Source organism: Pseudomonas sp. JV449 (assembly GCF_032424295.1).
Classification (GTDB): domain Bacteria; phylum Pseudomonadota; class Gammaproteobacteria; order Pseudomonadales; family Pseudomonadaceae; genus Aquipseudomonas; species Aquipseudomonas marginalis.
In genome coordinates this window covers 379,661-404,964 of sequence record NZ_VYKD01000005.1, presented here as the reverse complement: position 1 = coordinate 404,964, position 25,304 = coordinate 379,661, and the positions used below count along the sequence as shown (strand labels likewise).

The 25,304-nt window shown below is 57.9% G+C and carries 27 protein-coding genes and 2 pseudogenes; 4 read left to right on the top strand and 25 right to left on the bottom strand.

The genetic code is table 11. From position 1 onward, the window contains the following. Positions 1–48: 48 nt before the first annotated feature. The 13 genes from F6S08_RS07120 to F6S08_RS07060 all read right to left on the bottom strand — a co-directional run bounded on the left by F6S08_RS07120 (position 49) and on the right by F6S08_RS07060 (position 9,407). On the bottom strand, positions 49–621 hold the full coding sequence (locus tag F6S08_RS07120; protein ID WP_315871463.1) for a phage tail assembly protein: 573 nt from the start codon (positions 619–621) through the stop codon (positions 49–51). 50 nt (positions 622–671) lie between these two features. After that, the gene (locus F6S08_RS07115) at positions 672–1,178 is read right to left on the bottom strand and encodes a phage major tail tube protein (protein WP_315871462.1); all 507 of its coding nucleotides are present in this window, start codon (positions 1,176–1,178) and stop codon (positions 672–674) included. Continuing rightward, positions 1,178–2,344 carry a phage tail protein gene (locus F6S08_RS07110; protein ID WP_315871461.1) on the bottom strand — a complete coding sequence of 389 codons (1,167 nt, stop codon included), beginning with the start codon at positions 2,342–2,344 and terminating at the stop codon, positions 1,178–1,180. Before F6S08_RS07110 ends, F6S08_RS07115 begins: the two co-directional genes overlap by 1 nt. Before the next feature lie 2 nt (positions 2,345–2,346). Continuing rightward, on the bottom strand, positions 2,347–2,538 hold the full coding sequence (locus F6S08_RS07105; protein ID WP_315871460.1) for a hypothetical protein: 192 nt from the start codon (positions 2,536–2,538) through the stop codon (positions 2,347–2,349). An 87-nt stretch (positions 2,539–2,625) separates the two neighbouring features. Then, entirely contained in the window at positions 2,626–3,186 is a 561-nt protein-coding gene (locus F6S08_RS07100; protein ID WP_315871459.1) for a DUF4376 domain-containing protein, read from the bottom strand. A gap of 3 nt (positions 3,187–3,189) precedes the next feature. Beyond that, positions 3,190–4,620 carry a phage tail protein gene (locus F6S08_RS07095; protein WP_315871458.1) on the bottom strand — a complete coding sequence of 477 codons (1,431 nt, stop codon included), beginning with the start codon at positions 4,618–4,620 and terminating at the stop codon, positions 3,190–3,192. After that, positions 4,621–5,250, bottom strand: coding sequence for a phage tail protein I (locus tag F6S08_RS07090; RefSeq protein WP_315871457.1), 630 nt, complete (start codon positions 5,248–5,250; stop codon positions 4,621–4,623). It lies immediately after the preceding gene. Beyond that, on the bottom strand, positions 5,247–6,242 hold the full coding sequence (locus tag F6S08_RS07085) for a baseplate J/gp47 family protein (RefSeq protein ID WP_315871456.1): 996 nt from the start codon (positions 6,240–6,242) through the stop codon (positions 5,247–5,249). Before F6S08_RS07085 ends, F6S08_RS07090 begins: the two co-directional genes overlap by 4 nt. Further along, the gene (locus tag F6S08_RS07080) at positions 6,239–6,571 is read right to left on the bottom strand and encodes a phage baseplate protein (RefSeq protein ID WP_315871455.1); all 333 of its coding nucleotides are present in this window, start codon (positions 6,569–6,571) and stop codon (positions 6,239–6,241) included. The genes F6S08_RS07085 and F6S08_RS07080 overlap by 4 nt, the downstream gene beginning before the upstream one ends. 9 nt (positions 6,572–6,580) lie before the next feature. Further along, complete coding sequence (locus tag F6S08_RS07075; RefSeq protein WP_315871454.1) at positions 6,581–7,192, bottom strand: phage baseplate assembly protein V; 612 nt, start codon at positions 7,190–7,192, stop codon at positions 6,581–6,583. A 3-nt stretch (positions 7,193–7,195) separates the two neighbouring features. Beyond that, on the bottom strand, positions 7,196–7,711 hold the full coding sequence (locus F6S08_RS07070) for a hypothetical protein (protein WP_065948866.1): 516 nt from the start codon (positions 7,709–7,711) through the stop codon (positions 7,196–7,198). Between the two features lie 20 nt (positions 7,712–7,731). After that, positions 7,732–8,076 (bottom strand): phage holin family protein, encoded by a 345-nt coding sequence (locus F6S08_RS07065; RefSeq protein WP_027604569.1) that lies wholly within the window; start codon positions 8,074–8,076, stop codon positions 7,732–7,734. Positions 8,077–8,672: 596 nt separating this feature from the next. Then, on the bottom strand, positions 8,673–9,407 hold the full coding sequence (locus tag F6S08_RS07060) for a helix-turn-helix transcriptional regulator (protein WP_083221282.1): 735 nt from the start codon (positions 9,405–9,407) through the stop codon (positions 8,673–8,675). 213 nt (positions 9,408–9,620) lie between these two features. Here F6S08_RS07060 and F6S08_RS07055 point away from each other — a divergent pair, with 213 nt between their 5' ends. Both F6S08_RS07055 and F6S08_RS07050 read left to right on the top strand, forming a co-directional pair. After that, positions 9,621–9,947: a DUF2388 domain-containing protein gene (locus F6S08_RS07055; RefSeq protein ID WP_065926521.1), complete on the top strand. Its 327-nt coding sequence runs from the start codon at positions 9,621–9,623 to the stop codon at positions 9,945–9,947. Between the two features lie 495 nt (positions 9,948–10,442). Beyond that, a pseudogene (locus F6S08_RS07050) lies at positions 10,443–10,823 on the top strand (aminotransferase class I/II-fold pyridoxal phosphate-dependent enzyme); the annotation flags it as partial. A gap of 11 nt (positions 10,824–10,834) precedes the next feature. Here F6S08_RS07050 and F6S08_RS07045 read toward each other — a convergent pair. Continuing rightward, positions 10,835–12,460, bottom strand: a complete 1,626-nt coding sequence (locus F6S08_RS07045) for a methyl-accepting chemotaxis protein (protein WP_315871453.1) — start codon at positions 12,458–12,460, stop codon at positions 10,835–10,837. A gap of 175 nt (positions 12,461–12,635) precedes the next feature. Between F6S08_RS07045 and F6S08_RS31355 the strand changes: the two are divergent. Then, positions 12,636–12,917 (top strand): annotated as a pseudogene (locus F6S08_RS31355) (hypothetical protein); the annotation flags it as partial. A gap of 87 nt (positions 12,918–13,004) precedes the next feature. On the opposite strand, the gene F6S08_RS07035 reads toward F6S08_RS31355, so the two are convergent. Beyond that, entirely contained in the window at positions 13,005–13,799 is a 795-nt protein-coding gene (locus tag F6S08_RS07035) for a DNA adenine methylase (RefSeq protein ID WP_315871452.1), read from the bottom strand. 351 nt (positions 13,800–14,150) lie between these two features. Then, positions 14,151–15,806: a methyl-accepting chemotaxis protein gene (locus tag F6S08_RS07030; RefSeq protein WP_315871451.1), complete on the bottom strand. Its 1,656-nt coding sequence runs from the start codon at positions 15,804–15,806 to the stop codon at positions 14,151–14,153. A 574-nt stretch (positions 15,807–16,380) separates the two neighbouring features. On the opposite strand from F6S08_RS07030, the gene F6S08_RS07025 reads away from it, so the two are divergent. Continuing rightward, on the top strand, positions 16,381–16,620 hold the full coding sequence (locus F6S08_RS07025; protein WP_315871450.1) for a hypothetical protein: 240 nt from the start codon (positions 16,381–16,383) through the stop codon (positions 16,618–16,620). A gap of 112 nt (positions 16,621–16,732) precedes the next feature. Here F6S08_RS07025 and F6S08_RS07020 read toward each other — a convergent pair whose 3' ends face one another. The 9 genes from F6S08_RS07020 to F6S08_RS06980 form a co-directional block, all read right to left on the bottom strand. Continuing rightward, positions 16,733–17,239, bottom strand: coding sequence for a lysis system i-spanin subunit Rz (locus F6S08_RS07020; RefSeq protein ID WP_315871547.1), 507 nt, complete (start codon positions 17,237–17,239; stop codon positions 16,733–16,735). A gap of 2 nt (positions 17,240–17,241) precedes the next feature. Then, positions 17,242–17,550 (bottom strand): DUF6527 family protein, encoded by a 309-nt coding sequence (locus F6S08_RS07015; protein WP_315871449.1) that lies wholly within the window; start codon positions 17,548–17,550, stop codon positions 17,242–17,244. Beyond that, positions 17,547–18,056 carry a glycoside hydrolase family 104 protein gene (locus F6S08_RS07010; RefSeq protein ID WP_315871448.1) on the bottom strand — a complete coding sequence of 170 codons (510 nt, stop codon included), beginning with the start codon at positions 18,054–18,056 and terminating at the stop codon, positions 17,547–17,549. The genes F6S08_RS07015 and F6S08_RS07010 overlap by 4 nt, the downstream gene beginning before the upstream one ends. 62 nt (positions 18,057–18,118) lie before the next feature. Continuing rightward, positions 18,119–18,958, bottom strand: a complete 840-nt coding sequence (locus tag F6S08_RS07005; protein ID WP_122676992.1) for a hypothetical protein — start codon at positions 18,956–18,958, stop codon at positions 18,119–18,121. Continuing rightward, on the bottom strand, positions 18,958–20,829 hold the full coding sequence (locus F6S08_RS07000) for a hypothetical protein (protein ID WP_315871447.1): 1,872 nt from the start codon (positions 20,827–20,829) through the stop codon (positions 18,958–18,960). Before F6S08_RS07000 ends, F6S08_RS07005 begins: the two co-directional genes overlap by 1 nt. A 12-nt stretch (positions 20,830–20,841) precedes the next feature. Beyond that, entirely contained in the window at positions 20,842–23,352 is a 2,511-nt protein-coding gene (locus F6S08_RS06995; RefSeq protein WP_315871446.1) for a phage tail protein, read from the bottom strand. Beyond that, positions 23,336–23,794, bottom strand: a complete 459-nt coding sequence (locus tag F6S08_RS06990) for an NlpC/P60 family protein (RefSeq protein WP_315871445.1) — start codon at positions 23,792–23,794, stop codon at positions 23,336–23,338. Before F6S08_RS06990 ends, F6S08_RS06995 begins: the two co-directional genes overlap by 17 nt. Continuing rightward, a complete protein-coding gene (locus F6S08_RS06985) occupies positions 23,791–24,651 on the bottom strand; it encodes a DUF2163 domain-containing protein (RefSeq protein ID WP_315871444.1) in 861 nt (286 codons plus the stop codon). Before F6S08_RS06985 ends, F6S08_RS06990 begins: the two co-directional genes overlap by 4 nt. Beyond that, positions 24,648–25,298, bottom strand: coding sequence for a DUF2460 domain-containing protein (locus F6S08_RS06980; RefSeq protein ID WP_315871443.1), 651 nt, complete (start codon positions 25,296–25,298; stop codon positions 24,648–24,650). Before F6S08_RS06980 ends, F6S08_RS06985 begins: the two co-directional genes overlap by 4 nt. Positions 25,299–25,304 lie beyond the last annotated feature (6 nt).

The following is a 25,304-nucleotide window of genomic DNA, read 5'->3' as shown; positions in this document are numbered from 1 at the left end:
GGATCTCCGCTTCATTGACCGAATACACCAGCGGCACCACATCGAGGATTACATCGATGTCGCGTTGCGAAAGAAGGCCGCCGGTTGATTTAAAAAATCGTCGATACGCTCCTGCAGCTGCGTCCAGTCGGGCACGGTCAGGCCGGCCAGGTCGGGGATCATCAAGCCGGTGCAATGCGCAGTGATGAACTCGGCGCGCTCTTTGTTGGTGGGGAGTTTTTTCATCACCTTGGTGGCGCGCAGGGCGGGCATTTCCAGGGGCAGAACGGTGAGGCTGCGACCCGCAGCCTCGAGGGGCAGCAGCAATTGGACCGGCTGGTCGTGGGCCGATTGCTCAGCCTCACCGAGGAAAAAGGACGCAGGGCGCGTCGACATCTCATGTACGTATTGGGCGATGGTCACGTAGTCCGGGCGCTTGAGCTGGTCGAGCTCTTTTTCCGACAGGCCGGTGGCGAGTTTCGCCAGTTCGAAAAACTGATCGTCCTCGTCGTCACCGGCCCGGGCCAGCGCTTCTTTTTGCGCGGCGTAGTACAGCGGCTTGAGTTGCACCTGCTGGATCGTCGCGCCGGTGTCGGCGGTGATCGGAGACAGCAGGAGGTGCAGCGGTGGCATCCAGGCCATGTGGCAATTCCTTGATCAAATAAGGGGCGAGCACGCCCGCCCCCGGGGAGTTACGGCATCAGCACCGCGCGGCGGGCATCGCCGAGGATGTCTACACCATTGAGCACGAACTTCTGGGTGCGCACGTCGATGTCGATGACCGGGATGCCGTTTTCCAGGCGGTTGTAAGTGCGGCAGGACAGCTCAAGCGTGGTGAGAGCCTTGTCGCCCATCTTCAACTTGGCTTCGACCAGGGATTTCAGCTTGCCGCCGACCGTGTGATAGGTGAAGTAGGTCTTGCCGTCCTGATCCTGGCCGGCTTCCCGCACGTTCAGCAGGATGTCATCACCCAGGCGTACGCCCAGGGCCAGCATGATTTCCGGGCCGGCACCTTGCAGCACCAGAGTGGCATTGAGCACCTTGCCGCTCTTGGCCATTTCCTCGGCGATAAAGCGCCCGCCGGACATGGGCTCCATGTCGAATTCAATCTTCGGCGGAGTGAATTCCTCAACCGTCGCGGACAACGGCAGGCCTTGAAGGGTGGCCGCAATGGCCTGTCTGACTCGGTTGGTAAACATTAGAGAACGTCCTCCAGGAACTGCTCGATGATTTCATCGCGGGCGTTGAGTTGATAAATCATGTGTTCGTTCGGCGCATAGCGGCCGTAATCGATGACGATGAACCAGGTGCCGTTCTTGTACTTCTCGACACTGTTGAGCTCCGGGTGCAGGTACACGCTGCCGCCGGGAATGGTTTCGTCGGCGACCAGGGTTTGCAGCCAGTCGTTGATACGCTTGACCTCCTGGTCCATGAAGGACTTGGTGAGGTTCTTGGCCATGGCTTTCTGGCCCGCCTTGACCAGCTTGCGGCTGATGGCATCTTCCAGGCCGACATAGCTGATGAACTTGCCGGTGATGGAGCGATTACCCAGCAGCGAAAAACCGCCGAGGATGGTGCGGGCGTAGTAGCTCACGCCGTAACGGTTGAGCAGGTCGCCTTCGGTGGAGGTGTCGAGGATGTTGTACTCGACCACGCGGGAAACGTCCTCGGCGAACGTCACCTGGTTACCTGGGCTTTCCCACTGCTTGACCTTGGCCAGCGCAGCGATCGCCAGGGACGACGGCGCAAGGAACACGTTTTTCTTCGCCGCCTTGGAGTACACCGACGGCATGTTGTGCACCAGCAGGCAACGGTCGAAACCGAGGTCGGCACCGCCCAGTTCACCGCTGTAGGTCACCTGGTCGGCCACCGCCGCGTCCTTGCCATCCAGCACTACACGGGCCTTGATGCGCTTGCCGAAGGCCGCGAACTCACCCGCCACAGCCTTGGTACCGGTGAAGCCTGGGGCGCCGATAATGGTCAGGTCTTCCGGCACGCTGGCCAGTGCCGCCAGTCCCAACTTGCGACCGGTGACCGGCTCGTTGCCGCCGATTACATTGTTGAGGGTGTCCGCCGGGGTGGCGCCCTCTTCCACGATCACCACGTAGACCGGCACCTTGACCACTTTGAGGATCTGGTAGACCGCGTGGAACAGCGTGCCAGACTCCGCGCCGGTAGGGTCCAGCAGCGCATGGGTGGTGAAACTGTTGATACGGAACGGCGCGTTTTTCGGGATCGACGCATGGGCATTCGGCGCGGTGCCGACCAGGCCGATCACGTTGTCGCCAAGGCCGCCCATGGCCTCGGGGGATTCGGTGGCATTGACGGTGATGCCGTTGTGCTCGAAGTTCAGAACCTCAGCCATGGTTAGTCAGCCTTCTTGGTGGTGGCCTTTTTGGCCGGGGTGGCGTTGAGGACGCTGGTCAGTTCCAGGCGGCCGGCGGTGCGCAGGGCGGATGCTTCGACGTCCAGCAGGTCCAGTTCCTCGCCGACGGTGGACCAATGGCCACCTCCGGTTGGGAATGGGATGAGGACGGTGTAGGTTTGGCGGGTAGACATAAGAGAGAATCTCCAGACGAAAAAAAACCGCGGGAGCGGTTTTTGGTGTTGTTTATGGTCATTAAAAAGCCCCAGAGTGCGGGGCGTTTATGCGGTGTCTGAGTCAACTTTTGCCGACTTTAATAACGCTTTATCAGGCCATCCTTCAAGGAGCATCGACTCTTCAAAATTTCCTTCGGCCAAGATCGACAGCAACTCCTTTTCCCGTGAGTAGCAGGCCTGAACATAGTCATCGACAACTTCAGCAACGCGGAGTATTTCGTTGGCGGAAAGAGTCACGAATGAACCATTCGCTAGTTTCCAATCTACGGAGTAACCCGTACTTCGCTGAGCCCTGAAAGCGCAGGCCGTCAGTTTTCCCTGAGTATCACGATCCGTCAGGATGTCTATTCCTTCAGCAGAAACACCAGACAATTCATGGCTGTAACGAACCAACGCGATTTCGGAGGGCCAATCCTTTTTCTTCTCTGGTGGAGCAGACAACTGAAGCTTTCCAGATGAGTTTGACGTGATCAACTTTCCAAACGACTGGCCCTCAAGCAACTCCTCATACTCCGTTTGTGAAACCTCAATGGAGTCCGCGGGGATATCAGCGTGCACGGCAGTGTTATAAAAACCTTTTGTGTCCAGACTGTATAAAACTTTCATGAGTTACCTCCCTATCGCAAACCAGCGCGCAGTGGCGAGTGAATCATAAGATCCCGAAATCGCGTCGAACCAACATACAAAAGATGTCAGTGACTGCGTGAAGGAAGTACTGAAAAAATGATTAGGGTCACCTACCGCGCCACTGGATCCTCGAATGCTTCCACTTATGTGATAAAGCTCCTTCGGAAAAGCTAGCGGGAAGCTAATAGTTACTGCCGCATCTGCCGGAGAAGCAGGACGAGCGGTAACACCCCACTGAAAGATTATCCCCCCTAGCCAAGTGGGTAGCGCCAAATAGCCATTGGCTGCAGCTAGAAACGCCACCCCCATTCTGAGCTTTTTGGGAGTAACAAAAGTAGCGTCGTCCGCTCCAGCATCAACCTGAATTTGAGTAGCCACCTTGGCAGTACCCTGGGCGATTTCAGTCGCCTGAGCAGCTAGCGATGCAAGCGCGACAATATCAACACTTCCCTGATTGATCGGCGCACTCCAAGCCTTGATGCACCAAACCACCGTGAGGTTTCGCGGGCGGGTCTCACCACCGCCTGTCGCTTCTACCCCTACGGCTGATAAAACACCTACTGTTTGATACCCGGGCGCCCCAAGGCTTCCGCCTGCATAGCTCCCATATTGCATTCGATGGGTGTGGGACTTGAATATATCCTCTTGCCAACTAGCAATCGCACGCCCGGCATCAACTCCGCGGCCATGGTCCCACCCGCGCAAAAACTCACCACGCGATTCCGGTAGTCGAAAATTGCCCCCCCCTTCGTCACCCTTATTGAAAACTCCCCCAAGAAGCTTCGCCAGATCAGGGTAAGCCGCGGCGCTCTGGACGCTACCGTCAACTTCCAAAAAGCCCACCGGAACTTTGTCGACTGGAAACGCAATCACGGCCCCAACCGGCAACGCCGAAGCCTTGGCAATCATCGCCTCAATCTCAGCCTTGGAATACGTCCCCTTCGCCAGGTAGTCCATCACCCAAGCCCGAGTTGCCTTCACCACCGTGTCATCAATCAGCAGCGTCACGATCGACGCATTACTGGTCTCAAAGATTGAGCGAATATAAAACTCTTTCCCCGATCCCGATGTCGCCAGCACCGGCTTATACGACTCCGGATATTTAACGACGGCATACAAGATCCCGGTGTCCGTCCACAGTCCGGCTTCCCGCACGTACCACCCGCCGACATCCGATGGAATGGTGACTTCGGCCATCAGCCAGTTGGCGTTTTTTTCATCCTGGAACAGCGCATTCAGCGGCCCACGCCAGACTTCGCGCTTGAGCGCCTTGGCGTTGGCGTCGGGGTTGTAGACGGCACCGTTGCCGTCACCGACGGAAATCTGCGCCAGTTTGATCGGCACGCCGGCCGCCTTGCAGGCGGTTTCGTAGGCGATCCCCGCATTCGTGAGCAGGGTGTAATAGTCAGCCATTTAGTGCTCCTGTGGATAAAGGGTGGTGGTTTCGACGCTGTACAGACCGGCCGCCATAAAGGCGCGGCCCGAGGCCTCGACGCCCGCCAGCACGTTTGGGTAGATCGTGGTCAGTTCGCCGCACAGCGTGGCGGCGCCAATGCTGTGGCGGCCGAAGGCGCTCAGGCCCACGGAGATCGACAGGATGTCGCGTTCGCTTTTGGCATCGGCCAGGCGGCGGTCGAGTCGGGCATCGATGGCTTCGCTGTAGGGCAATTCGGTCCAGGCCCGTACGGCAAAGCTGTAGGGCACGCCCGGCGGTTTCTGCGCATACCAGGCAAGCACTTCAGGGCTGAGTTGCAGGCCCTTGGCGGCATTTTCCAAGGCCTGGCGGGTGCCGGCCCGGCGCGCGGTGGGCCAGGCAAGTTTGACGGTCAGGCGCTTCTCGACCTCAGGGGCTGTGGCACTCCACTCGTTGACCGCCCGGTCCGCCGCCAGGTAAGGCAAGAACGCCGCGGGTGTACGATCCGGGTCCATCAGTTCGGGAAACGGTGGGGTGACCCGCTCCAGCAACGTGCCAAACCCCAGATCCAAAGCCTTCTCCAGCGGTGAGCTGTTGGCAGGCAACAAGCTCGCTTTGGGTTCACTCATAGCGTGCGCACCTCCACCTCGACGCCCCTGCAATACGGGGCCTGGAATGCCGTGCTGATGATCGGCGCCAGCGGCTCGAGGATCTGCAGCTGCGCGGCGCCGGCGCTGTGGATCGCATAGTCGATCCAACTTGGGTCCACACGGCCTTCCAGGCGATGGCAGGACTCTGCATAGCCTTGCAGCAGTTTCTGCGCGGCGACTTGGGTGAGTCCGGAATCCGGACCGGCGTTGATCCTGGCCACCACGCGAATTTTGTACGGCAGGATTTGTGCGCCTTGGACGGTGACTAAGTCGGTCTCAGGGCGTACATCGGGCCGTGCGAAATGTCGACGCACGCCGTCAAGCAAATCGGCGGACGGCGTGCCGTCTCCTTCCCTTGAAAGCACGGTGACCATTACTTCGCCAGGCGCCGTGCGCCGTCCGCTGCCATCCTTGACCTGGGCCGCGTAGCCGTCCGGATCGAAGGTGTAGCTTACGGTCACCACGCCCGGCGTGGCGCTCTGCACCTTGACCGACGGCCGCTCGCCAAGGGTGAACACTTCGCGGCGATACTGCATACGCGAGCCCGCAGCCGGCGCATGGGGTGCCAGGTAATAGCGCAGACGCGCGTCGTCGTCGCTTTCCAGGGTGGGCGGCACCGGTGGAAAAGCGGCCGGGTCGCCGGGGTCCAGCACCTGGCGCTCCAGGCCCATATCGGCCAGGCGTGCATCCAGGTTGCTGCCGGTGGCCCACCACGCCAGCATCTGCTTGATGCGGGCGTTATATTTGCGTTCGTGGGTTTGCAGGCGTACGCAAAACGCTTCCAGGGCCAGGGTCAACAGCTCGCTTTCGTTATCGAGACTGACCTTGAGTCTGGCCGCGCTGTGCGGCGCGCGGATGGCGACGTAGTCGACGACAAACGCCTTGAACTCCGCCAGCAGTGGTTCGAACTCATCGACCGCGATAATCGCCGGCTCCGCCAGTTGGTTCTGGCCTGGGATCAGCATGCTCATGTCACGACCTCGAAGGATTGTTGGCGGTTTTTCCAGGTGCCGGCAAAACGCAGCAATAACCCGGCGCCCTGGCGGGTGGCGACGATGACCTGGGGCTGGAAGTCGACAATGCCGTTCTGGCTGTTGTAGAACGCTTGCGCGGCGTGGCTTTGGGCGAGGATCAACAGGTCATCGCCAAGGTTCTGGCCGAGCAGTTGCGGGATCATCGAGCCGTACAACGGGCGCTTCTGGCGAGTGCCCAAGGGGGTGGTCAGCGCTCGGGTGGCACGCTGTACGAATTGCAGCCAGTCATCGACGGCTGCCCCGGTGTTCCTATCGATTCCGATCATGGCAAATCCTTATGCGCGGCTGATCACGCGGCCCTGGTGATCCACCAGCGGGCCGCTCAAATGCACACCGGCGGCATCCAGCGAGAGGCCGGTGGCGCCGAGTTGCAGGGTGATGCCCTGGGCGCTCAGGGTCAGGCTGGCAGCACCGACCTTGACGTCGACCTGTTCGCGGGATCCGCTGAACATGGTTGGGCCGTTAATCCAGTTGAAGGTGTGGCTGGCATCGTCGTAGTCGCTTTGGGTGCCATCCTGATGGCGCCGCCGGGTCAGCGAGGCCACGCTGGACACCGGTGGAAACAGACTACTGTTCAGCCCGAACAGCGCCACAGACTGCATGCCCCCTTCCCCACCACCGTAGTTGAGCAACAGGCATTGCTCGCCCACCGACGGAATACGGGTTTCGGTCTGCGCACCGGCGCTGGGGTTGAAGAACCGAATCGCCGGGGTAAGCAACTCACCATGGCTGACCTTGCAGGTATTGCTGGCAGCGTCGACCTCCTGGCACACGCCAATGCGGCAGAAACTGTCCGCGCGTCGATACAGGTCTTCGAGCTGGGCTTCCATTTCCGCCAGGCGCTCGACAATCGGCCCCAGTTGCATGCGTAACAATGCGTCGAACATGGACTACTCCTGCAGGGGCCGATATTGATCCGGATCGTCGATGTCCGAGACTTCCCAGGTGCGGGCAAACAGCGGTGTGCCGGTGGGGTCTTCGAGCAACGACGGGCCGAGATAGAGGGTTTGGGTGAAGGACACGGTCCAGGTGTCGTAGTCCGTTTCGGCGCTGGCGAGCCCAGAGGGCGCCGCGACGACGGCCGTGGGTAAATCGCACTGGTCCGACGGCAGGCCCCAGCGGTTATCCAGGGCCAGGTCCATCAATTGGCTGGCCAGGTCGCACGCGTCAAAAGGCGCCGCCGCGCTGGCGACCGTAACCCTGAGTGATACCGACAAGGCATGCGCCTTGCGCCCTTCACGGGAACGCACACCGGGGCCGTTGCGTTCCACGCTGATCAGCACGCCAGTGTGATCCCCGGCGCCGCCAACGTCCTGGTGGTTGCCTACCTGTAATTGTGGGAAGGCACGCTTCAGCGCCCCCTCAATGGCTACAGGCAGTTGGGAGGGTTTTTCGATAAGTGTCATCAGTTGCGTCCTTGCAGCAGTTACTGCTGATCCGAGCGGGATGTCGGCGCTTCGTTGACCCCGATGCGCTTGGCCGCCCAGCGTTCATAAAGGCCGATGGCGACGTCTGCGCCGGCCATGGCCGTCAGGCAACCAATGGCGCCGGCGGTCCAGATCGACATGCCGGCGGCGTAGCACAGCATCAATGCCGAAACCCCGCAGACCATGCACGCCCCGGACCGCAGGGCCAGACGCCGGACCAGCGACCAACCGCGGGCGCCCTCCTTGTCGGCACGCCACATTTCGCCGGATACGCCGCCAATCAGCGCCAGTGCGATCACCAGCCAGATAGGCATTTCCGCTAACGCTTGCTGCTCGTTTGTCATGTCACGCCTCCTGGCTGAGCAATGCCGGCAACGCACCGGCTTTTGGGTAAATCCATGTATAGGTAGGCATTCCAAAAAGCCCGGTTGCCCAGGCTTTTCAGTAATGCGGTCCAGCGTCGATCTTTCGGCGCTACTGGCGCGGTACGGATCTTTCCTCGATGTTTTTCCGACCACGATCCCTGTCTGCCGGATAACTGCTTCTGGTGCTTTACGCTGCACACCCGGGTCAGTTGCCAACCCTCTGAACCGTTAAGGCCGGTTCATCGCTGCCTGTTGCTGAAGCGGTGTCACTAAAGAGCGTCGGCATCCTTGCCGGTGTTGCCTGGCATCCCTGCCATCGCTCTGATGGCGTCCTTGCCGATGTTGCGTGCCTTCCTTGTCTTCCTTGGCAGCATCCTTGCCGCCTCCACCAGGCCTTGTTGGCTGGCTTGAGATGAAGGATATGCATGTATGCATATACAGTCAATGCACAAATGCATTTATTTCACCATGATAATGCACTGATGCATTTAATGCCTTGCGGGCAAAGGGTTTGGCGATTTTCCACGGGCGAAAAAAAGCCCGCTCGATGGCGGGCTCTCTCTTACGCAAGGAGGTTAACGGGCGTACATCCCCCACCAGAACACATGACCGAGGATGCTGATCTGCTCATCCTGGATATCCTGGAAGCTGTAGTCCTCATCCGGGTGTTCATCGCGATTGAAACTGCGCAGGCGAATCCCGGAAGGCAGGCGATAGAGCTGTTTAACCCGCAGCTGGCCATTGTGATTGATGGCATACAAGTCGCCATCGACGATGTCGCCGATGCCACTTTTGCCAGCATTCACGCCGACCGTCGCGCCGTCGCGCAGTACCGGCAACATACTGTTGCCGCGCACCGTCACACACTTGGCCTGGTCGAACTGCACACCGTTATGTCGCAGGCTGCGCTTTCCAAAACGCAGGCTGGCCTTCTCGCTTTCCTCGATGACGAATCTTCCTGATCCAGCAGCCAATTCAACCTCGCGCAGAAAGGGGATCGACACCTCGTCATCATTAACGGGGGTGTCATCGTCCCACAGGCTTATATCCTTGAGTTCCGAATGCGTCGGGTCGCGCCCGTCATCGCGCAAAGCCCCCACCGCCGCACGCCCGCGCAGTTGATCGGTGCTGACGCGGAAGTACTCGGCGATACGCGAGATGTGTTTATCCGACGGATCAACGATCTTGCCGCTGAGAATCCGGGACAACGTGGATTGAGGCACGCCAGTACGCCGGTGAAGCTCCGTGGGGGAGATCCGGTCGCGGTCCAGCAGTTCTCTTAAGACGATAGAAACGTTGCGTTTTTGCATAGCGGCGATAGTGACGGGAGTTTTTGGGGTTGGCAAATGCTAATTTGCATCATTCATGCATTAATTATGCACTCGCAATACCTTTCAGTGGACCTGCTTCAATCGAAAGCGCATCTTCAGCGCGGGATTCATTGTGCTCGGCAGCGCCTTATATCTGCAAAGGGACCGCCTCTGCTATCGTGCGGCCTCTCACAGAAATGGAAGCATCGAAGAATGGGCTCATGGAAGACGCTGGCGATCGCTGCCGTGGCAGTGATCGGCAACCCGGTAGCGGCGGCTGAAAACGCCAACCCTTTCGATAAAGCGCTGATGTACACGACGTTCGTGCCCACCATCCTGATTGGGGGAGCCAGCGTTCTCACGACCGATGCGCCAAAGCTTTTCACATCCTCCAAAACCGATGCCCTCGCCTTTATCGGTTCGGACGGCGAGATCCGCGGTGCTGAGTTCGAACAGGCATCTCGGTACTATCGCGCGACCTACGCCTCGCCTCTTATGTCCGACATGCAACTGGCCAAGGCGATCGCCTCATCGTACTGAGGGAGGCATTTTCGGCTGCGCGCCAATAGCGACACGTCCCTGCGCATTTAAACAAATGCGCCATCCCACTTTGCGTTTTACCTATCCGTTTGCGACCTGCGAAGGGCCGACCTCGCGTGTTAACCTTGCAGCCATTGCAAAATCAGCAGGGCCGAGCGCCCCACCTTTGCCCCACTCCTTTCAACGAATTTGCCTATTATCCAATGAGTAAAAACACGTCCGATCTGTCCTCCCACACCCCGATTGTGTAAGAGTATGTCTGTGATTTTGAGGCATAGGCCCGTGGTTATTGGCTACGGCGGCTGTTCACAGCAGGTTGCATAGATGCATAAATGGCATTGGGTGGCATAGGTTGGCGTACGATTTGCCCCATTTTTGCCCCACACCAGGTCTGCCCAAACGCGCTTTGTTTCCTATGAATGGCCTGGGGCAAAATCTGCTCATCGGCCAGCGGGAGAGTACGCAGCATGATGGGACAGTTATCGAGTGGGCAAGGCCACGACCTGGAACACACCCGGCGTCATGACGGCCATCACCTGCGCTTGGCTCGACGATGGCACGGTCGCCGCACTGGAAACGCAAAAACGCGCCGATGCCCGAGCCCGACAGGCCTTGGCCGACTTGGTGCTGTCAGGGTTGCCAGTGATACGTCACCCCGCTTCGTACTTTCTGTGGCTGCCGCTGGCAGAGGATGCAAGGGCGGACCAAGTCGCGCTGGAATTGATGCGCGAGCACGTGTCGGTCTCGACGGCCGAGCCGTTTTGCACCTCGGCTCACGTACCTCATGCCATACGGCTGGCGCTCGGCTCGGTAAGCATGGAGACCCTGCGTGAAGCGCTGACCACCGTAAAGCGGGTGGTCGGAGCCTATATCTGATCTCGGTTCACTCAGGTACGAAAACGGGACACGAGGTTGTTCAACTCGACCGCCAGACGCGACAACTCGTGACTCGCCGCGTTGGTCTGCAGAGCGCCGGCCGCAGACTGCGCGGACAGGTCACGGATGGCAACCAGGTTGCTGTCCACTTCACGGGCAACTTGAGCCTGCTCTTCCGCGGCACTGGCGATGACCAGATTGCGTTCGTTGATCTGGCCGATGGCAGCAAAGATGTCTTCAAGTACCGCGCCGGAAGCTTGAGTGATTTCCAGAGTACCTTGCGCGCGCAGGGTGCTATCGCGCATCGACTCAACAGCTTGCTCGGCGGTGGTCTGCACGCTGCCGATCATCTGCTCGATCTCGCGAGTAGACTCCTGAGTGCGATAGGCGAGTGTTCGGACTTCATCGGCGACCACGGCAAAGCCGCGCCCCGCCTCGCCGGCGCGGGCGGCCTCGATAGCGGCATTGAGGGCCAGCAGGTTAGTCTGCTCCGACACGGCACGGATCACATCCAACACCTTGCCGATGTTGCGCACTTCGCCGGCCAAGTGCTGGATACGCTCTGCGCTGCCCTGGATTTCAGTTGTCATCAACTGAGTACCCGCGATGTTTTCGCGAACTTGTCGACGACTTTTCTCCGACAGCGTGTTTGACGCTGTCGCCGCTTGCGAAGTGGAGACGGCATTGCGCGCTACTTCTTCGACGGCGCTGGTCATCTGGTTAACCGCCGTGGCGGCTTGTTCAAGTTGCATGTCTTGTTGCTGCAGGCCACGGTTGCTTTCTTCGGTCACTGCGTTGAGCTCTTCGGCCGCCGAGGCCAACTGAGTCGCAGAACCGGAAATCAGGATCAAGGTGTTTCGCTGGCTGGCTTGCATGCGCTGAAGTTCAACGAACAAGTCACCGATTTCGTTGCGGCTCGGGGCCGCGACCTCTTGGGTCAGGTCGCCGTTGGCGATGCGCTTGAAATGCTCACCGGCTTCACGAAGCGGACGCAGTACACGGCCGGAGATGAACATCCAGCAAATCACCGCCAGCGCCAGGGTGATACATGCCAGTGCCAGGGATAGCCGCTTGGCGGTTGCCAGGCGGTCACTGGCCTCTTGATTGATTTCAGCGGCGCGGGCATCCAGGGCGCCGACCAGATTCACCCGGATCTCCTGAAGTTTGGTCATGCCCTTGCCAGCGCTGATGTTGACCACAAAATACTGGTCCGCCGAGCGTGCACGCGTCGCGGCGCGTTGGCCGACGATGGCGGTACCGTACTCGGCGAACGCGGCCTTCAGTTCGTTGGCTAGCGCTTGAAGTTTTGGGTCGCTAATGTCGGCCGTTGATGCATTGAGTTTGGCGATGGCATCGCTCCAGATGCCTTCACTGCGCACCAGCCGGGCCTCTGCATCCTCAAGTCGACCACCTACCGTTTCAATAAAGGCCGATGACACATTGGCACTGGTACGAATGGCCAACAACAGCGAATTGTTGATGCCGTCAATCTGTTGTGAAGTGTGTCTGAGCTCGTCGACCTGATCATAGCTGCGCACAGCCGATGACCAACTGTTGACGATCGAGAACATCAGCGCGATGACGAATAACACCAACACGCCGATCATGCCTGTGCGGACTTTCAAGTGGGCGAACATGTAGAAGCTCCGGACTGCGAGTAAATGGTTGTAATACGCTATCCACGCCAGGCGTTGAAACTTGAGCGGCTTGCAGAGAACCTGGGCGATCAGCGCACAGTTTGCGGGACGTTCGCCGTATATTTTTGCGTCCGCTCTTGGCCACCGGTGTTGATGCGCACGCCACGACCGGCACCCCTTAGCACTGACCCCAGAGCATGCCAACGAGTGGTTTGACCCCACCATAACTCCGTCGCGAGCGGAGGAAATTGCAAAGGAGTTGTGCCAACCCACGGAAGAGTTTGAATGGTTCCCCGTAGGTAAGGCCGTGGGTAATGTTAGAAATCAGGGGTCAGAACTGATCGAGCCGGCCCATCAACTGAGGTACCACATGACAAAGGCGACTGCGGAGATTCACACGAGGGTAAGCAGAAATGAAAGACCTGCGAGTTGCTTATCCATCCGTTACCCAATGTGAGATTGAAAGACTGCAATACGAGCTAAAGGGGCAACGTTAGTTCAATGAGGACAACGCGCCACCGCACAACACGGCGGCGTGCTCCTATTAGAACAGGCAGCCCAATGCTGCCGGCTCCCAATTCATGATGACCAACTCTCCACTGACTTCCGCTTTCCCCTGCCGCTGATTCGCGGTGCTATATCGAATATCAATCATCTCGAAGTGAAACCCATCAAAGACGCGCCGGATCTCAGGATGATCGTTGACGCTGACCATCACCTTGCCCTTACAACGGCGCATAAAATCGGACATCCGCTCGTAGTTCTCAAAGGGAAAGTCCACGCCATAGCCAGCCGTCTGCCAGTAAGGCGGATCCATGTAGTGGAAAGTGTGCTCACGGTCGTAGCGCTCTGCGCACTCTAGCCAACCCAGGTTTTCGACATAGGTGCCGGAAAGGCGCTGCCAAGCTGCAGATAGATTTTCCTCGATCCGCAACAGATTGATCGCCGGGCCTGTTGTCGCAGTACCAAACGTCTGCCCCGTCACCTTGCCAGCAAAGGCATGGTGCTGCAGGTAGAAAAACCGAGCCGCGCGCTGGATGTCGGTGAGGGTTTCAGGGCGGGTCATCTTCTGCCACTCGAATACCTGGCGCGAACTGAGCGCCCACTTGAACTGGCGCACAAATTCTTCCAGGTGGTTCTGTACCACGCGGTACAGCGTCACTAGGTCGCCGTTGATGTCATTGAGAACCTCAACCGGCGCAGCCTGAGGGCGCAAGAAGTAGAGTGCGGCGCCGCCAGCGAAGACCTCGACGTAACATTCATGAGGTGGAAAGAGTGGGATAAGGCGATCGGCTAGACGGCGTTTACCGCCCATCCAAGGGATAATGGGGGAGGACATAAAAGCAAGACCTTTGCTGTATGGATAAACAGTGCTAGGCTCATATCGCTTTGTGCACGAAGCAGGAGCCTTGGCTGGACTTGCAGGTATAGTCTGCGGGGAAAGTGACCGGGTTAGATGTTGACGCATCTTGCCCGGCCGCTCCTTTACTTCGTTGTAAATACTTCTTTGAGAACCTGATATGCCCTAAGACTGGCGAAACTGGGCTAGTGGTAAAACTGCAATCTGATAGATGCTGATATCCAGTTCTGCTGGGACAGGTAGCTCTTGGGCGAGCCTCCACAAATGTAGAGGTCACCCATTAGCCCAAAAAAAGTCTTTAACAGGTAACTCCCAAATCATCCTGACTTGTTAGCTCAGTCGAAAACGACTAACAATTGCACTAAGATCTGTAGCCAAGCGCGACAACTCTTGACTCGCTCCCATCGTGTGAGCAGCGCCTTGAGTTGACTGAGCGGACAGATCACGGATATTTACCAGATTGCGATCGACCTCTCGCGCAACATGCGCCTGCTCTTGCGATGCACTGGCAATCACAAGGTTTAGATCATTGATTTCACTTACAGCTGAATTAATTCTACCCAGCGCTTCGTTGGCGCCTTCTGCAATGCTAAGTGTTTTTGTCACAAGCTCAGTGTTACTGATCATAGAACCTACAGCAAGCTCTGTACCATTCTGAACATTAGTTACCAAACGCTCTATCTCAGTAGTTGACTGTTGTGTGCGATGGGCGAGCGCACGGACTTCATCGGCTACCACTGCGAAGCCTCGACCTGCCTCCCCCGCTCGCGCCGCTTCGATCGCAGCGTTTAATGCCAGTAAATTTGTTTGTTCTGCAAGGCCCCGAATGACATCTAGAACCTTGCCTATATCACGAGACTGCTCCGCCAAATCCCCTAGCAAATTCGATGTCTTGCCGATGTCATTCCCCACATTGTCGACTGCTATAGAGGTTTGCCTAACTAGTGCCATACCCTCTTCTGCTGCGCCGGTAGCGCTTCCCGAGGAACGAGCGGTATGTTCAGCGTTACGCGCAACCTCTTCGACGGCGCTGGTCATCTCATTCACCGCTGTTGCAGCCATATCCAATTCATCATTTTGACGTTTCATGCTACTAGCACTAACTTCAGTAACAGTCGTCAATTTTTCGGCAGCGTCAGAGAGTTGTTTCGACGAATTAAAGATTTGCTGTAGTGTTTGTCTTAGCTGTTGCTGCATTACACCTACCGCAAATACGACGCTGGTTTCATCGCCTTTCGAAACCGTGATCGATTTGGTGAGATCACCTTCGGCGATATTACGAGTAAAATCAGCAACCATGCTAGGCTCACCGCCGATTGATCCAATAATACTACGCGTGGTGAATAGAGTAATAATAACGCTAAGAACCACTATTAAAAGCGTCGTAACTAAGGCCATCCCGCGAGTGAAATCAGCACTCGCTAATTGCTCCTTATACCTCTGACCTGCTTGATTTTTGCCCAGCTCGCGCATCGAGTGAAGCGTCTGGAAAACCCTCTCCGCAAAAGGCTTCACTTCCTCTCGGTTAACTTTCGCAGCACCAGCAATATCGCCCGACTCAATAACAGCAGTTTGATGGCGCATACCGTCACGCATCTTTTCATAATCACTTTTAAGTTTTTCAGCATCATTATTTGAAGGTGCGCCGGATGCTCGTCCTGCCAGAGAAGAAACTAAATCATCAATCTGAACAAATGAACTTTCGTTCTGTTTTTTCCATTCAGGAATCTGTATGGGGTCACCTATTGCAATCATCCGTAGAATATTGATATCTGCCCTAGTTAGCAGACCATCAATACCATCGACCTTCTCCATATTAGCAAAGTCCTGATTAAACAACGCACCGGTATTATCAGTCGCTACTTTTATCTGATAAATCAGATAAGCCGACAATCCAAAGAAAGCGGCAATGATGATGAAAGTGGAGAGCATCAACCGCCACTTAACGGTCAACCCGGAACGAGCCATTTGGTTGCTGCTGGTCATGACCTTCTCCTAACGAAGCATCATTAGATAACGGAGCGTTTCACGCTAAAGGCGTGTCACCTCTTATGTCGACGGACGACGAGCTATCTTTAGCCTAAAAACAACCAAATCTGCAAATAATAAAAAACAAGAAAATACATCACGGGCTGGCAAAATCTTTCTGCACTTTTTATGACGCCAAAAAAATGTTATCACCCGTACAAAAAGAATAGCGCACCAGACTTGAGCGCGCGCACCAAAACAACGCAAAGACTAACTATTTACAAAAAATTTACAATTATTAGCAAAGATTAGAGGTTGTTGCTGCCCAAAAAATAGAGTATTAAATTATATTTTTGCATAGGACTGTATTGGTCCAAACCACCTAAGTCGGAGAACGGTTATGGGGCATTCGGCTAACTTTCAGGTTGAGCTATATGCAAGAAAACTCGAACAGGCAGCTGAAGGCTTGATACGTGAGGGTACAGTGTTAAAAGATAACGGACTTGACAGCCTGGGAGAGGCTATTTTGTTCCAAGCAGAGAAGTTAACGCTTGCAGTAGCTGAGTTAAGAGGTCTGATGAGCACATAGCCTATGTCGCTCCCTAAACCATGTCAGCAGCTTGGCCGAGACCTCAGAGAAGCGGCCGATCTTCTAAAATGGGCCAGCATCGACCTTTTAGGGACAGCGGAAACCCTTCTTACACAGGGGGATGAGACAGGTGCGAACGAAATTATGACGATTGCGTTAAACTATCGTGATATGGAAGTTAAATTATTAAGCTATTCCGATGAGGTGGGTGATGGAAAGATTTCGCGTGCAGAGAAACATTAGCCGAAGCTTGAACTGATTTTACGTTGACCAAACAGCGCCCTTAGTTTACACAGCACGCAAACTCTATTTCTACGTAGAGCTAGTACTATCGTGCTCGCAGCATACGTATAGGTTATCGCATTAAGGCATTTATATATGCCTGGCACGCTTTTAAAGCGATCAGTCCTTGATCTCCGGCATCGGTGATCCCGATAATTCGTTGAGCATGCGCTGGGTCAAGTTGGGCTCGACGGGCTCCATGAACCACGCCGCCGGCGCCGGGGGCGGCAGGCACGTCGCAGCCACTGACTGGATCCGTGGCGTCGAGAAGGACTGACAGCCGAAGTTCAGTAGTAGCAAGGTGATCACGCAGAAGAGCCTGGTTGCGTTTAGCATCTGATAGTTCTCGGGTGTGCTGTTGATCGGAGGTGGCGAGTTGTTGCTCAGTGGCCAGACGCTTGTCCTGTTCAGTCTGCTGCTGGCGTAGCGCGGCCTGGGTCAAATTGTTCAGATCATCAGCCTGTAGCGCCGCCTGGCTCGCAAGTTGCCCAGCATAACGCCAGGCTTGAACCTGCCAGGCCGCGCCGAACGCAATAGCCATAGCGATCAACAAAACTGCCAACTTCTGTGGCGTGGTCAGCATTACTCATCCTCCCAATCGGGCAGGTCGACGGTCTGCCCCGCCAGATGGTGTGTGCAGTCCTGGAGAAACTGGATGCGCCCACCGGTCACGAACGAATGACAAACCCGGGGGCCGTCCGACCAGGTGTATCGGACCAGAATGCTCGGCGTGAACGTCGGCGTGTCCAAGTTCCCATTCCACCCCCACCGTGGACCAACCCCTGCGCCGTGCGAAATGCCATGAGCCAGGCCGCAACCTGGACACTCAAAATACAGACGATCCTCCTCGGCTTGGGCCAGGCAGCGCGACACTTTCCGTAATGCCGTCATGACAGTGCTCCACCCGCCAGGCGGTACTGCTGGATCAGATCGGCAAGCCGGTGTTCACGCTGGCCATACCCTGCACCAGGCAGGCTTGCCCAAATATTCCGGCACTTTGCGATCGCGGATTCGACCCGGCTGGCATGCACGTCCGGTAGTGCACGACATTCGCGGATGTGCTGCAGAGCCAGCAGGTCCTGGCTGATCGGGCTGAAGTCAGGCAAGGCCAGCAGTGTTCGGTAATACGGCCAGTCCTTGAGCATCTGCTGGTACCGGCCCGAGGCATTTGAGGTCAGGCCCTTGCTGTTGATGACCTTCGAGCGGCGTCCCTGTGCGAAGGGGTGATCACTGAAATCCGTGAAGATCTCAGGCTTCTTGTCGATGCCTGTCACGATGACGTCGTAACCATCCTGGGCAGTGGCCGGCGACGTGCTGGTCCCCTCGGACCAAGCGAGCATGTCGAGGAAGGCCAACGCATTGCGGCTGCCCGCTTGGATAGCTGTAAGTCGTGCCATTGTCTTTTCTCCAGCCAAAAAAAAGCCCGCATAACGGCGGGCATGGAGGTGTTCGATTCAATTTATGGAAAGGTCGACGGCGCCGTGAAGGTGTCACCCGCAAACCGGCCACCTGCCGCGAAAGCGGCATCCCATAGCGCTTTGTCGAGGGCATCGACGTCTGCATAAGTTCGCCCCGACACCGTCAGATCCTCGCAGTAACCGCGATAGAAGATGTCCGAGGGGCATTGATTGGTCAGCGCGGAACCAGATCCACCATTACCGAAAATAATGCTCCCGGCCGCTGCCGCAACCGTATCACCGCTCCCCGCAGACGCTCGCATCGAGGAGTACCGGTTGGCCACGGCGTTGGCACCACCGACGACGTTGTAAAGCCCGGAGGCCTTGCCGGTGTTTCCGGCACCACTCATGTATCCCAGGAAGTTGCCGCCGCTACCGATCTCCATGTACCGGTGACCGGTTGCGAGTGCTGCACGTGTCCGGTGCGCCCATACCGAGAAATAGAACAGGTGAGTCTTGTTAGCGATGATGTAGTCGCGGATCGCGGTTGCGACATTGATCTGTGAACCATGACCACTCACCGTGTTGTTCACCTGGCTGTAAATGGCGTGCAGGCCCTTCTTGGGCGTGCGCTCAAACAGCGCGTCAGCTGCGACCGCATTGCTGCTGAACACCCCCGCCAAGCTGCTCTCAGTACCCGCACCGAGCACCGCTGCCGCTTCGGCGTAAGCGATATTGGGGATAACAGCACCCGCTGCCGGCACTCCGCTCACGCCACCCAAGCTATGCCCCAAGTCGAACAGATACAGCGACCCCGCACTCAGTAACGCATCGGAGCGCAGAATGGGCAACGTCGTATCGGTGAAGGTGATGCCATCCAGTACGGTTTTTTGTCCGGCCATTACCAGGACCTCCGGTCAATTTCATAGGCAATGCGACGAGCGATATGCCCGTTGCTGATCGTGGTGTTGTGAATGATGTCCAGCCGCAGTGATCGAGGAACCACGCCCTTAGCCACGTCGTCGAGATCGTCGGCGCTGCCGTCGTTGAACTGCATCAGCCACTCGCGGATCTTGATCACGCGATCTCCGAACTCGGTAGTGGCCCAATCTTCCAGCGCGACACAGTTGTTGTAAGTGGCGGTACCGACCCCCTCCCCCGTTGACGTACCCGGTGTCGGGTTGCCGCCAAGCGGCGGCGTGATGATCAGGTAGCGTTTTTCAACGGTTTTCTGCACAGCGACCATGGCCCGAATGTCGGCCTTGATCTGCTCGATGTTGTCGAGGTTGTTGCGCCCCATCCAGATAATCTCAGTGTAAAACCCGTCACCGGGCACGTCGGGTACAAACGGCGACTTGGGCGCGCTGTATCGGGCGTCTCCGGCAGCATCCCGAGCAAAGGTGTAAACGTCCGAGGAGTCCCCTGTCTCACTGTGCGTGCACGTCAGCGTCCCGTGGATGCCGCCCAAGGTACCTGTCAACGTGTAGGTGCCGGAATTGGTCGCGGGCGTGGACAGCAATAAGGTGCTCAACGCCGTGACCGTCACCGAACCCGAGGCCGGGATCTGGTTGTCCGTGACGGTCAGCAGTGCGGTACCAGCACCGAAACGCGCGGCGATCTGGCGAGACGTCTGACCGCCAATACCGCCATTCACAATGGTCCGCGCACTGATCAGTGGCGCCAGTTGCTCGCGCCAGGTGACCTGACTGCTGTTGGCTGTCAGGGAATCTCCCACACAGAGCAGATCGTGCACCGGCTTGAGGTATTCAATCCCTGTCACATCGGGAATATGAATATCAAAGTTACCCACCGTTTTGCCGGCTGTGGTGATGCCCAGGGCAATGCGGCCAACCGCATCGACGACGGCCCACACATAGCCGGACTCTGGGCTCAGTTGAACGGCAATGAAGCCCGACAGATCGGTCCCCAGCGCTTTGCGAGGTACGGCACCGGTGCCGAGCAAGAACTTCCCGGTAACGGTCCCGTCCACACGAAGAGCCAGCCCAATCCGGCCCAGGGTATCGATCACCGCCCAGGCATATCCCGACTGAGGGTCCAACGCCTTGGCGATGAAACCGTCGAGGTCGAGTTTCAGCGTGTTGCGATCGACAGTGCCGTCGCGCAGCATGAACTTGCCCACGAGTGAGCCATCCACCCGGCAACCCAGCGCCATGCGTCCAACCGAATCCACCAGCGCCCAGGTGTAACCGGACTCTACTGCCAATCGAACAAACCGCAGCTCCAAGCCGTTGAACGTGCCGCTCTCAACCGCAGAGGTGCGCACGTCTATCTCTGCGATATAGCCCACCGAGGGGTCATCGGAGACGTGCCTGGCCTCCGTGGCACTGACCCGCACATACAGGCTGCGTGATATATCTGGCGAGGTGGGTTCGACGTAAAAAGACTGGCCGTCAACCGTCGCCAGAAGACCTGCCGCGACAGTGGCATGCACTTTTCCATCGACCATATCTCGGTTGAGCCGATCAATTTCCGCATTGATCATATCCACCGGATCACTGGTACCGATGCCCTGCAGCAGCGGCGCTCGGTACCCCGCGTAACCAATCTGAATATCGATGCGGGCCGCTGTGGTGTAGAAGAACACCCGCGCACTGGCATCGGCATGCATGGGGTTGGCCAGGACAACGGTCGCCGCTGCATCGGAAAACAGCGGCGCCAAGGTCTCACTCCCCGAGACAAGCACACTCACCGTTGCTCCGGGCAATAGCACGCCGTCTTCAGCCCTTGCGGCAAAGAATTGAATAGGTTGCATGATGAGTCTCTATCAGGTGTTGAAGGTGATCGCCGGGGCGAAGTTGAGTTGACTGCGCACACTGCTCCACGTGTCGTACGCTGCAGCGCAGAGGTAATACGTAGTGTCTGGCATCAGTCCAGTGATCTGCCCCGTACGCGTTACGCCTTGATAGCCGACCGTTCCTGCCGTTGCCGGATCAAAGTCCTCCTCTGTCGAATACACAAACACATAGCCCGCTGTGTCTGCAGCTGAACTGGCCGCGCAACTGACATCCGCGGTGGTGGTGCCAGTGACCGTGGCGGCGATTCCCGTAACGGGCGCCGGCGCCGTATTGGTGACCAACAACGACACCAACTGAGCCTGGCCCGCAGCGTTGCGCTCGATGACCTCCACGCCATAGCTGCGAATGAGCGCGCCATCCACGAGCGCATCCTCACGCTGGTACGTGAATGCCGTGCTGGTGGTCGCCACCTCTCGCAGGAGGGCATTACTGCCCGCGTGACGAACACGTACCAAGCGATCCTCGGCACGAGCTCCGGCCACCCAACTGACGGTGAAGTACGGCGCCTCGAAGGCACCGACCAGTGCGAGGTTTTGTGCGATATCAGGCGCTACCCGAGCCGGCGATAACGTGACGCTGTAGGCAGTGACATCCGCCAGATCCTCAAGTGCTCGTCCGAACACGTTAAATGAGCGGAACTTGACCCAGACAGTCTTGCCGACCTGGTCGGATGTGTAGCTGTACTTCCAGACGGCATCATCCAACCGCACAAAGGGTGAACCGGCCGAGTGACTGGTGATGGCCGTGCTCAGACGCCCGCGTCGCAGATAGCTCAGCTCATAGCCTCCAATGCCGGTGAGCACCGCGTCGCGGTAACTCAGCAGCTCGCCGGCCACCCAACACAGCGTGGCGCCACTGTCCGCCTCGGCGGTCGTGGCCGCTGCCAGCTCGGTTGCCGCTGCCAGTTGCACGGACATGCTATTGACCGTGTCAGGATCGCTTCCAGCGGCCAGCGTGGTCGTCAGTTGCCCCATGCGCGCCCTGCCGTAAATCGTCTCCGCTAACCTATAGCTGTCGCCATCGGCGCTGATCCAGATCTCACAACCGCCCCAGGCCTCACCCACACCGGCAACACCGCCCCAGATCTGCAATGTGCCGGCGGGCAACAAGCTCTCGGGCGGGTTGAACATGATGGGCGCAAGAACGGGGCCTGGGGCAACGTTCTGATTGCCCTGATAACCGCTCTTACTCTGCACTGGATAATTCGGGGCACTGCCGACACCCAGCAACGCATCCTCGGCCACGATCGCCAACTTACCCAGCTCGTCCTCCTCAACCGAAATCAGCCGGACCAGGCGCTGATGCAGGTTCAAGCCAGGCTCAGTGATCGTCACCAGGTCCATGGGTTCGAGGAGCACATGCTGCCAGCCGAGGGAGAACTCGTATTCATTGCGCACATACAGCTTGCGTTGCACCAACAACTGCGCCGCATGGGCTCCAATGGCGATATTGCAGATCTCGTACGCTTTGATGGTGTCCATCGGCTTGGAGCCAAACTGCTCAATGGCAGCCTGATCAGGCGCACGCACCACGTCGGTGTTGTACTCGTGATCGCGATCGAGGATCTCTAGCGACACTTCGTTGTAGCTGTCGGCCTGGCTCTTGATCTTGAGCGAAACCGGAGGCTCACCGTCTTCTGAAAGGAAATCGTCATCGGTCAGATCTGCCACCGGCGTGATGTTCGGAAACCACGTCACGCCGTTACCGGTGACGGCCTGGTCGCCGTAGGGGATCACCTTGAGTTGACCGGCGGACCACACCAGCTCGCTGTTGGTCAGTTGCAACCAGCGCGCGATGGCCTCATTCGCCGGCGCCTGCTCGTCGAGCACCGGACTCAAGAGTAAGTTTTCCGCTAAGCAATAGTTGCGGTAGTTAGACATATCCGCGACCCATGCGGGGGTAAAACCGATTCCGTCCAAAGGATCGAGCAAAAGCCCGGGCAGGAAGTCACCCGGGTTGGCATCCGGCAGCCCGGGCACCTGATAACGACCGTCCACCTCAAAGGTATGATTCTGGACGCCGGCGTTGTCGTTGAGCAGGTACCTGCTGGAAAAAACGTAGGCCGTGTCAGCGTAGGCAATCGCTTCGGCAGGGTGGCGAGTTTGAAGAAAACCCCACACCGCCTGATCATGAGTGCCATTGGCGTAGTTCAAGCCAATCTGCGCCAGTGAGGAAAACACCTCTTTGTCACGAAATACGCGGTGAATCGCACCCAGTGGGCCTCGCCCGACGGCCAAAATGATCGCCGCGTAGTAGGTGTAGGTTGTGTCTTTTTGGGTGGCCCCGCCGCCGCCCTTACCCCCCGACTTTTTCGTCGTGGTTTTGGCGACCGCTTCAAAGTCACTGTAATAAATGAGGTTAGGGCTGATGCGATTACGGCCGGCGATCCAGGCGATCGGCTTGCCACTGGCACTGCTCTGGATCTGCAGCGCGTTGATACGTGTCGCACTGTTGGAAATGGTACTACTGCTGCCCCCCATCGCTGACTCCATATCGGTTAAGTGTGTAATAACGCACGGTGTGGCTGGAGAGCCGCTCCTCGCGCATGTCTGCAAACTCGACGCCGATGTCCCGATAGGCGTGAATGATGCGGTGCTCATCGACCACCACCGCGCCGTGGCTGAAGGTCCGGCCGAATTTCCAGACCGCGACGTCACCACGCTGTGGCGTATCGATCTGCCGGCCATACAACTCCAGCCAGCCCAGATAACGCTCCTCACTGCGATGCAGGTGCCAGTCCTGGGCATAAGCCCCGGGATCGATCCAGGGAATCAACCCGGCGGCGTGATACACCTCAATCAGCAACCAGGCGCAATCGACGCCAACACCGAGCAGGTGCTGCCGGTGCTGGTACGGCGTGCGCAACCAACGCTCGGCCTGCGCGACCACGGCATCACGTTGCAGCACTTCGAACGGGCTCATACCGATGTCTCCGCGACGGGAATGAACGGCATACCCCGGTATCGCGCTCGGTTGCCGAATTTGTTGGTGCAGGCATCCAGCGTCCGTGGGCAACCCGGGTAAATCAGAAACTGATCACCTGCCACTGGCACGCCTGGCAGCCCCAGGATCATCGTCACGGCGCCATCGGCAGTGAATCGGCGTACGGTTCTTGTCACACCTGCATTGGCACCGTTCACAAAACGAATCACGCCCTGGTCGAACCAGCCCTGGGTGGCGGGCACATTGGAGTTCACACGCAGGGCCGTGCTGCCGCCCTGGACCACACCCACGGTTTCAAATAGGGCACGGTTCACCCCGCAATCGGCGCTGTACACCGTGCGCAGGCACGAGGGCTGATAAACGCCCCGGGGCACCTTGGTATCCAGCAGCTCGATCGGCGACTTTACTGTCACCGTCGCCTGCTCGCGGTCGGCAGGATCCACCTCCGCGACACGCCCGATAAAACGTGTGACCGTGCCCACCACGGGCGACCGCCAGTCCGCCATAAACGCTCGGACAAGGTTCAGGGTGGCCCCGTCAAAACCGCCGCTGGCAATGAATGGCAGCAAGGGCTCGCCGAACACGGTGTCGTCCATGCCGGCGGTAAAGGTCACGTTCAACGTGTCGACCTCAATCCCGCGCACCGCACGTACGCCGGTGCGTTTGATCAGCGGCCCGCTGGCCGAGTAGTTCTGTCCGGCATAGAAGATCTGCAAACCCGCATCGGTGTAACGCAGCACCTGGCCGCTGGCCAGGGCAATCGTGTACAGATCCGCCATGACGAAACTGCGCGCCGTGGCCAGAAAGGCTTTCAGTTCAGGTGTGGCATCGATCATGGTTTGATACTCGTGAACGCGATGTTTTTAAGTTCCCAGATCGCGCGATAAGGCTGAGCTCCGTCCAGCGAGTCCGCATCAAAAGCACAGCGAAAGTAAAACGCCCCACTCCACACCAGCGCCGCATTGATGGGTGGGGCCACCGTGAAGGTGATGCGCCCCAGCTCATCCACAGTGAAGGCTGAAGTAGGAGCACCACTGACAGTGACGACGTCCACATTGACGACGCCGTACACCGGCTCCACCCAGTGACCGATCTCCCGGGAAAGCTGAAATGTTCGCGTGGTGCCGTCCCCGGTGCCAAAGCGCTGAAGCGTTACCAGGTGATCGCTACGATCAAAGAACAGGAACTCACCGAATTGCCCTTTGCGCTGATTAAAGAACTCAATCAGCCTCGACCATTCATCCAAGCCGGGGCGCTTGCGCACGGCGTTGTAGCTCAGTTGGAAAGACCACAGCGGCGCCGGGTAGTAAGCCGTGGTCCGGCGTCGACCACTGGCAGCTTTCTGCACACCGGTACTCCACTCAGGCGCCTTTTTTGAAAGCAGGGTTTGCCCGGGCAAGCGCGGCAGAACGCCCTCAACCGCCGCGCCCATATCGGGGTAACTGGCGATCCAGCGCGCCGGCCAAAAAGGTCCTAACGACATGTCGCC

What these genes read in the sequence shown, in the direction of transcription:
- F6S08_RS07100 (WP_315871459.1), bottom strand. Translation starts at nt 3,186, where the DNA reads ATGAAAGTTTTATACAGTCTGGACACAAAAGGTTTTTATAACACTGCC.
- F6S08_RS06995 (WP_315871446.1), bottom strand. Translation starts at nt 23,352, where the DNA reads ATGGGGGGCAGCAGTAGTACCATTTCCAACAGTGCGACACGTATCAAC.
- F6S08_RS06990 (WP_315871445.1), bottom strand. Translation starts at nt 23,794, where the DNA reads ATGAGCCCGTTCGAAGTGCTGCAACGTGATGCCGTGGTCGCGCAGGCC.
- F6S08_RS07045 (WP_315871453.1), bottom strand. Translation starts at nt 12,460, where the DNA reads ATGTTCGCCCACTTGAAAGTCCGCACAGGCATGATCGGCGTGTTGGTG.
- F6S08_RS06985 (WP_315871444.1), bottom strand. Translation starts at nt 24,651, where the DNA reads ATGATCGATGCCACACCTGAACTGAAAGCCTTTCTGGCCACGGCGCGC.
- F6S08_RS07005 (WP_122676992.1), bottom strand. Translation starts at nt 18,958, where the DNA reads ATGGCCGGACAAAAAACCGTACTGGATGGCATCACCTTCACCGATACG.
- F6S08_RS07000 (WP_315871447.1), bottom strand. Translation starts at nt 20,829, where the DNA reads ATGCAACCTATTCAATTCTTTGCCGCAAGGGCTGAAGACGGCGTGCTA.
- F6S08_RS07025 (WP_315871450.1), top strand. Translation starts at nt 16,381, where the DNA reads ATGTCGCTCCCTAAACCATGTCAGCAGCTTGGCCGAGACCTCAGAGAA.
- F6S08_RS07085 (WP_315871456.1), bottom strand. Translation starts at nt 6,242, where the DNA reads ATGAGCATGCTGATCCCAGGCCAGAACCAACTGGCGGAGCCGGCGATT.
- F6S08_RS07120 (WP_315871463.1), bottom strand. Translation starts at nt 621, where the DNA reads ATGGCCTGGATGCCACCGCTGCACCTCCTGCTGTCTCCGATCACCGCC.
- F6S08_RS07065 (WP_027604569.1), bottom strand. Translation starts at nt 8,076, where the DNA reads ATGACAAACGAGCAGCAAGCGTTAGCGGAAATGCCTATCTGGCTGGTG.
- F6S08_RS07030 (WP_315871451.1), bottom strand. Translation starts at nt 15,806, where the DNA reads ATGACCAGCAGCAACCAAATGGCTCGTTCCGGGTTGACCGTTAAGTGG.
- F6S08_RS07015 (WP_315871449.1), bottom strand. Translation starts at nt 17,550, where the DNA reads ATGACGGCATTACGGAAAGTGTCGCGCTGCCTGGCCCAAGCCGAGGAG.
- F6S08_RS07060 (WP_083221282.1), bottom strand. Translation starts at nt 9,407, where the DNA reads ATGCAAAAACGCAACGTTTCTATCGTCTTAAGAGAACTGCTGGACCGC.
- F6S08_RS06980 (WP_315871443.1), bottom strand. Translation starts at nt 25,298, where the DNA reads ATGTCGTTAGGACCTTTTTGGCCGGCGCGCTGGATCGCCAGTTACCCC.
- F6S08_RS07055 (WP_065926521.1), top strand. Translation starts at nt 9,621, where the DNA reads ATGGGCTCATGGAAGACGCTGGCGATCGCTGCCGTGGCAGTGATCGGC.
- F6S08_RS07095 (WP_315871458.1), bottom strand. Translation starts at nt 4,620, where the DNA reads ATGGCTGACTATTACACCCTGCTCACGAATGCGGGGATCGCCTACGAA.
- F6S08_RS07035 (WP_315871452.1), bottom strand. Translation starts at nt 13,799, where the DNA reads ATGTCCTCCCCCATTATCCCTTGGATGGGCGGTAAACGCCGTCTAGCC.
- F6S08_RS07115 (WP_315871462.1), bottom strand. Translation starts at nt 1,178, where the DNA reads ATGTTTACCAACCGAGTCAGACAGGCCATTGCGGCCACCCTTCAAGGC.
- F6S08_RS07110 (WP_315871461.1), bottom strand. Translation starts at nt 2,344, where the DNA reads ATGGCTGAGGTTCTGAACTTCGAGCACAACGGCATCACCGTCAATGCC.
- F6S08_RS07070 (WP_065948866.1), bottom strand. Translation starts at nt 7,711, where the DNA reads ATGACACTTATCGAAAAACCCTCCCAACTGCCTGTAGCCATTGAGGGG.
- F6S08_RS07075 (WP_315871454.1), bottom strand. Translation starts at nt 7,192, where the DNA reads ATGTTCGACGCATTGTTACGCATGCAACTGGGGCCGATTGTCGAGCGC.
- F6S08_RS07105 (WP_315871460.1), bottom strand. Translation starts at nt 2,538, where the DNA reads ATGTCTACCCGCCAAACCTACACCGTCCTCATCCCATTCCCAACCGGA.
- F6S08_RS07080 (WP_315871455.1), bottom strand. Translation starts at nt 6,571, where the DNA reads ATGATCGGAATCGATAGGAACACCGGGGCAGCCGTCGATGACTGGCTG.
- F6S08_RS07010 (WP_315871448.1), bottom strand. Translation starts at nt 18,056, where the DNA reads ATGGCACGACTTACAGCTATCCAAGCGGGCAGCCGCAATGCGTTGGCC.
- F6S08_RS07090 (WP_315871457.1), bottom strand. Translation starts at nt 5,250, where the DNA reads ATGAGTGAACCCAAAGCGAGCTTGTTGCCTGCCAACAGCTCACCGCTG.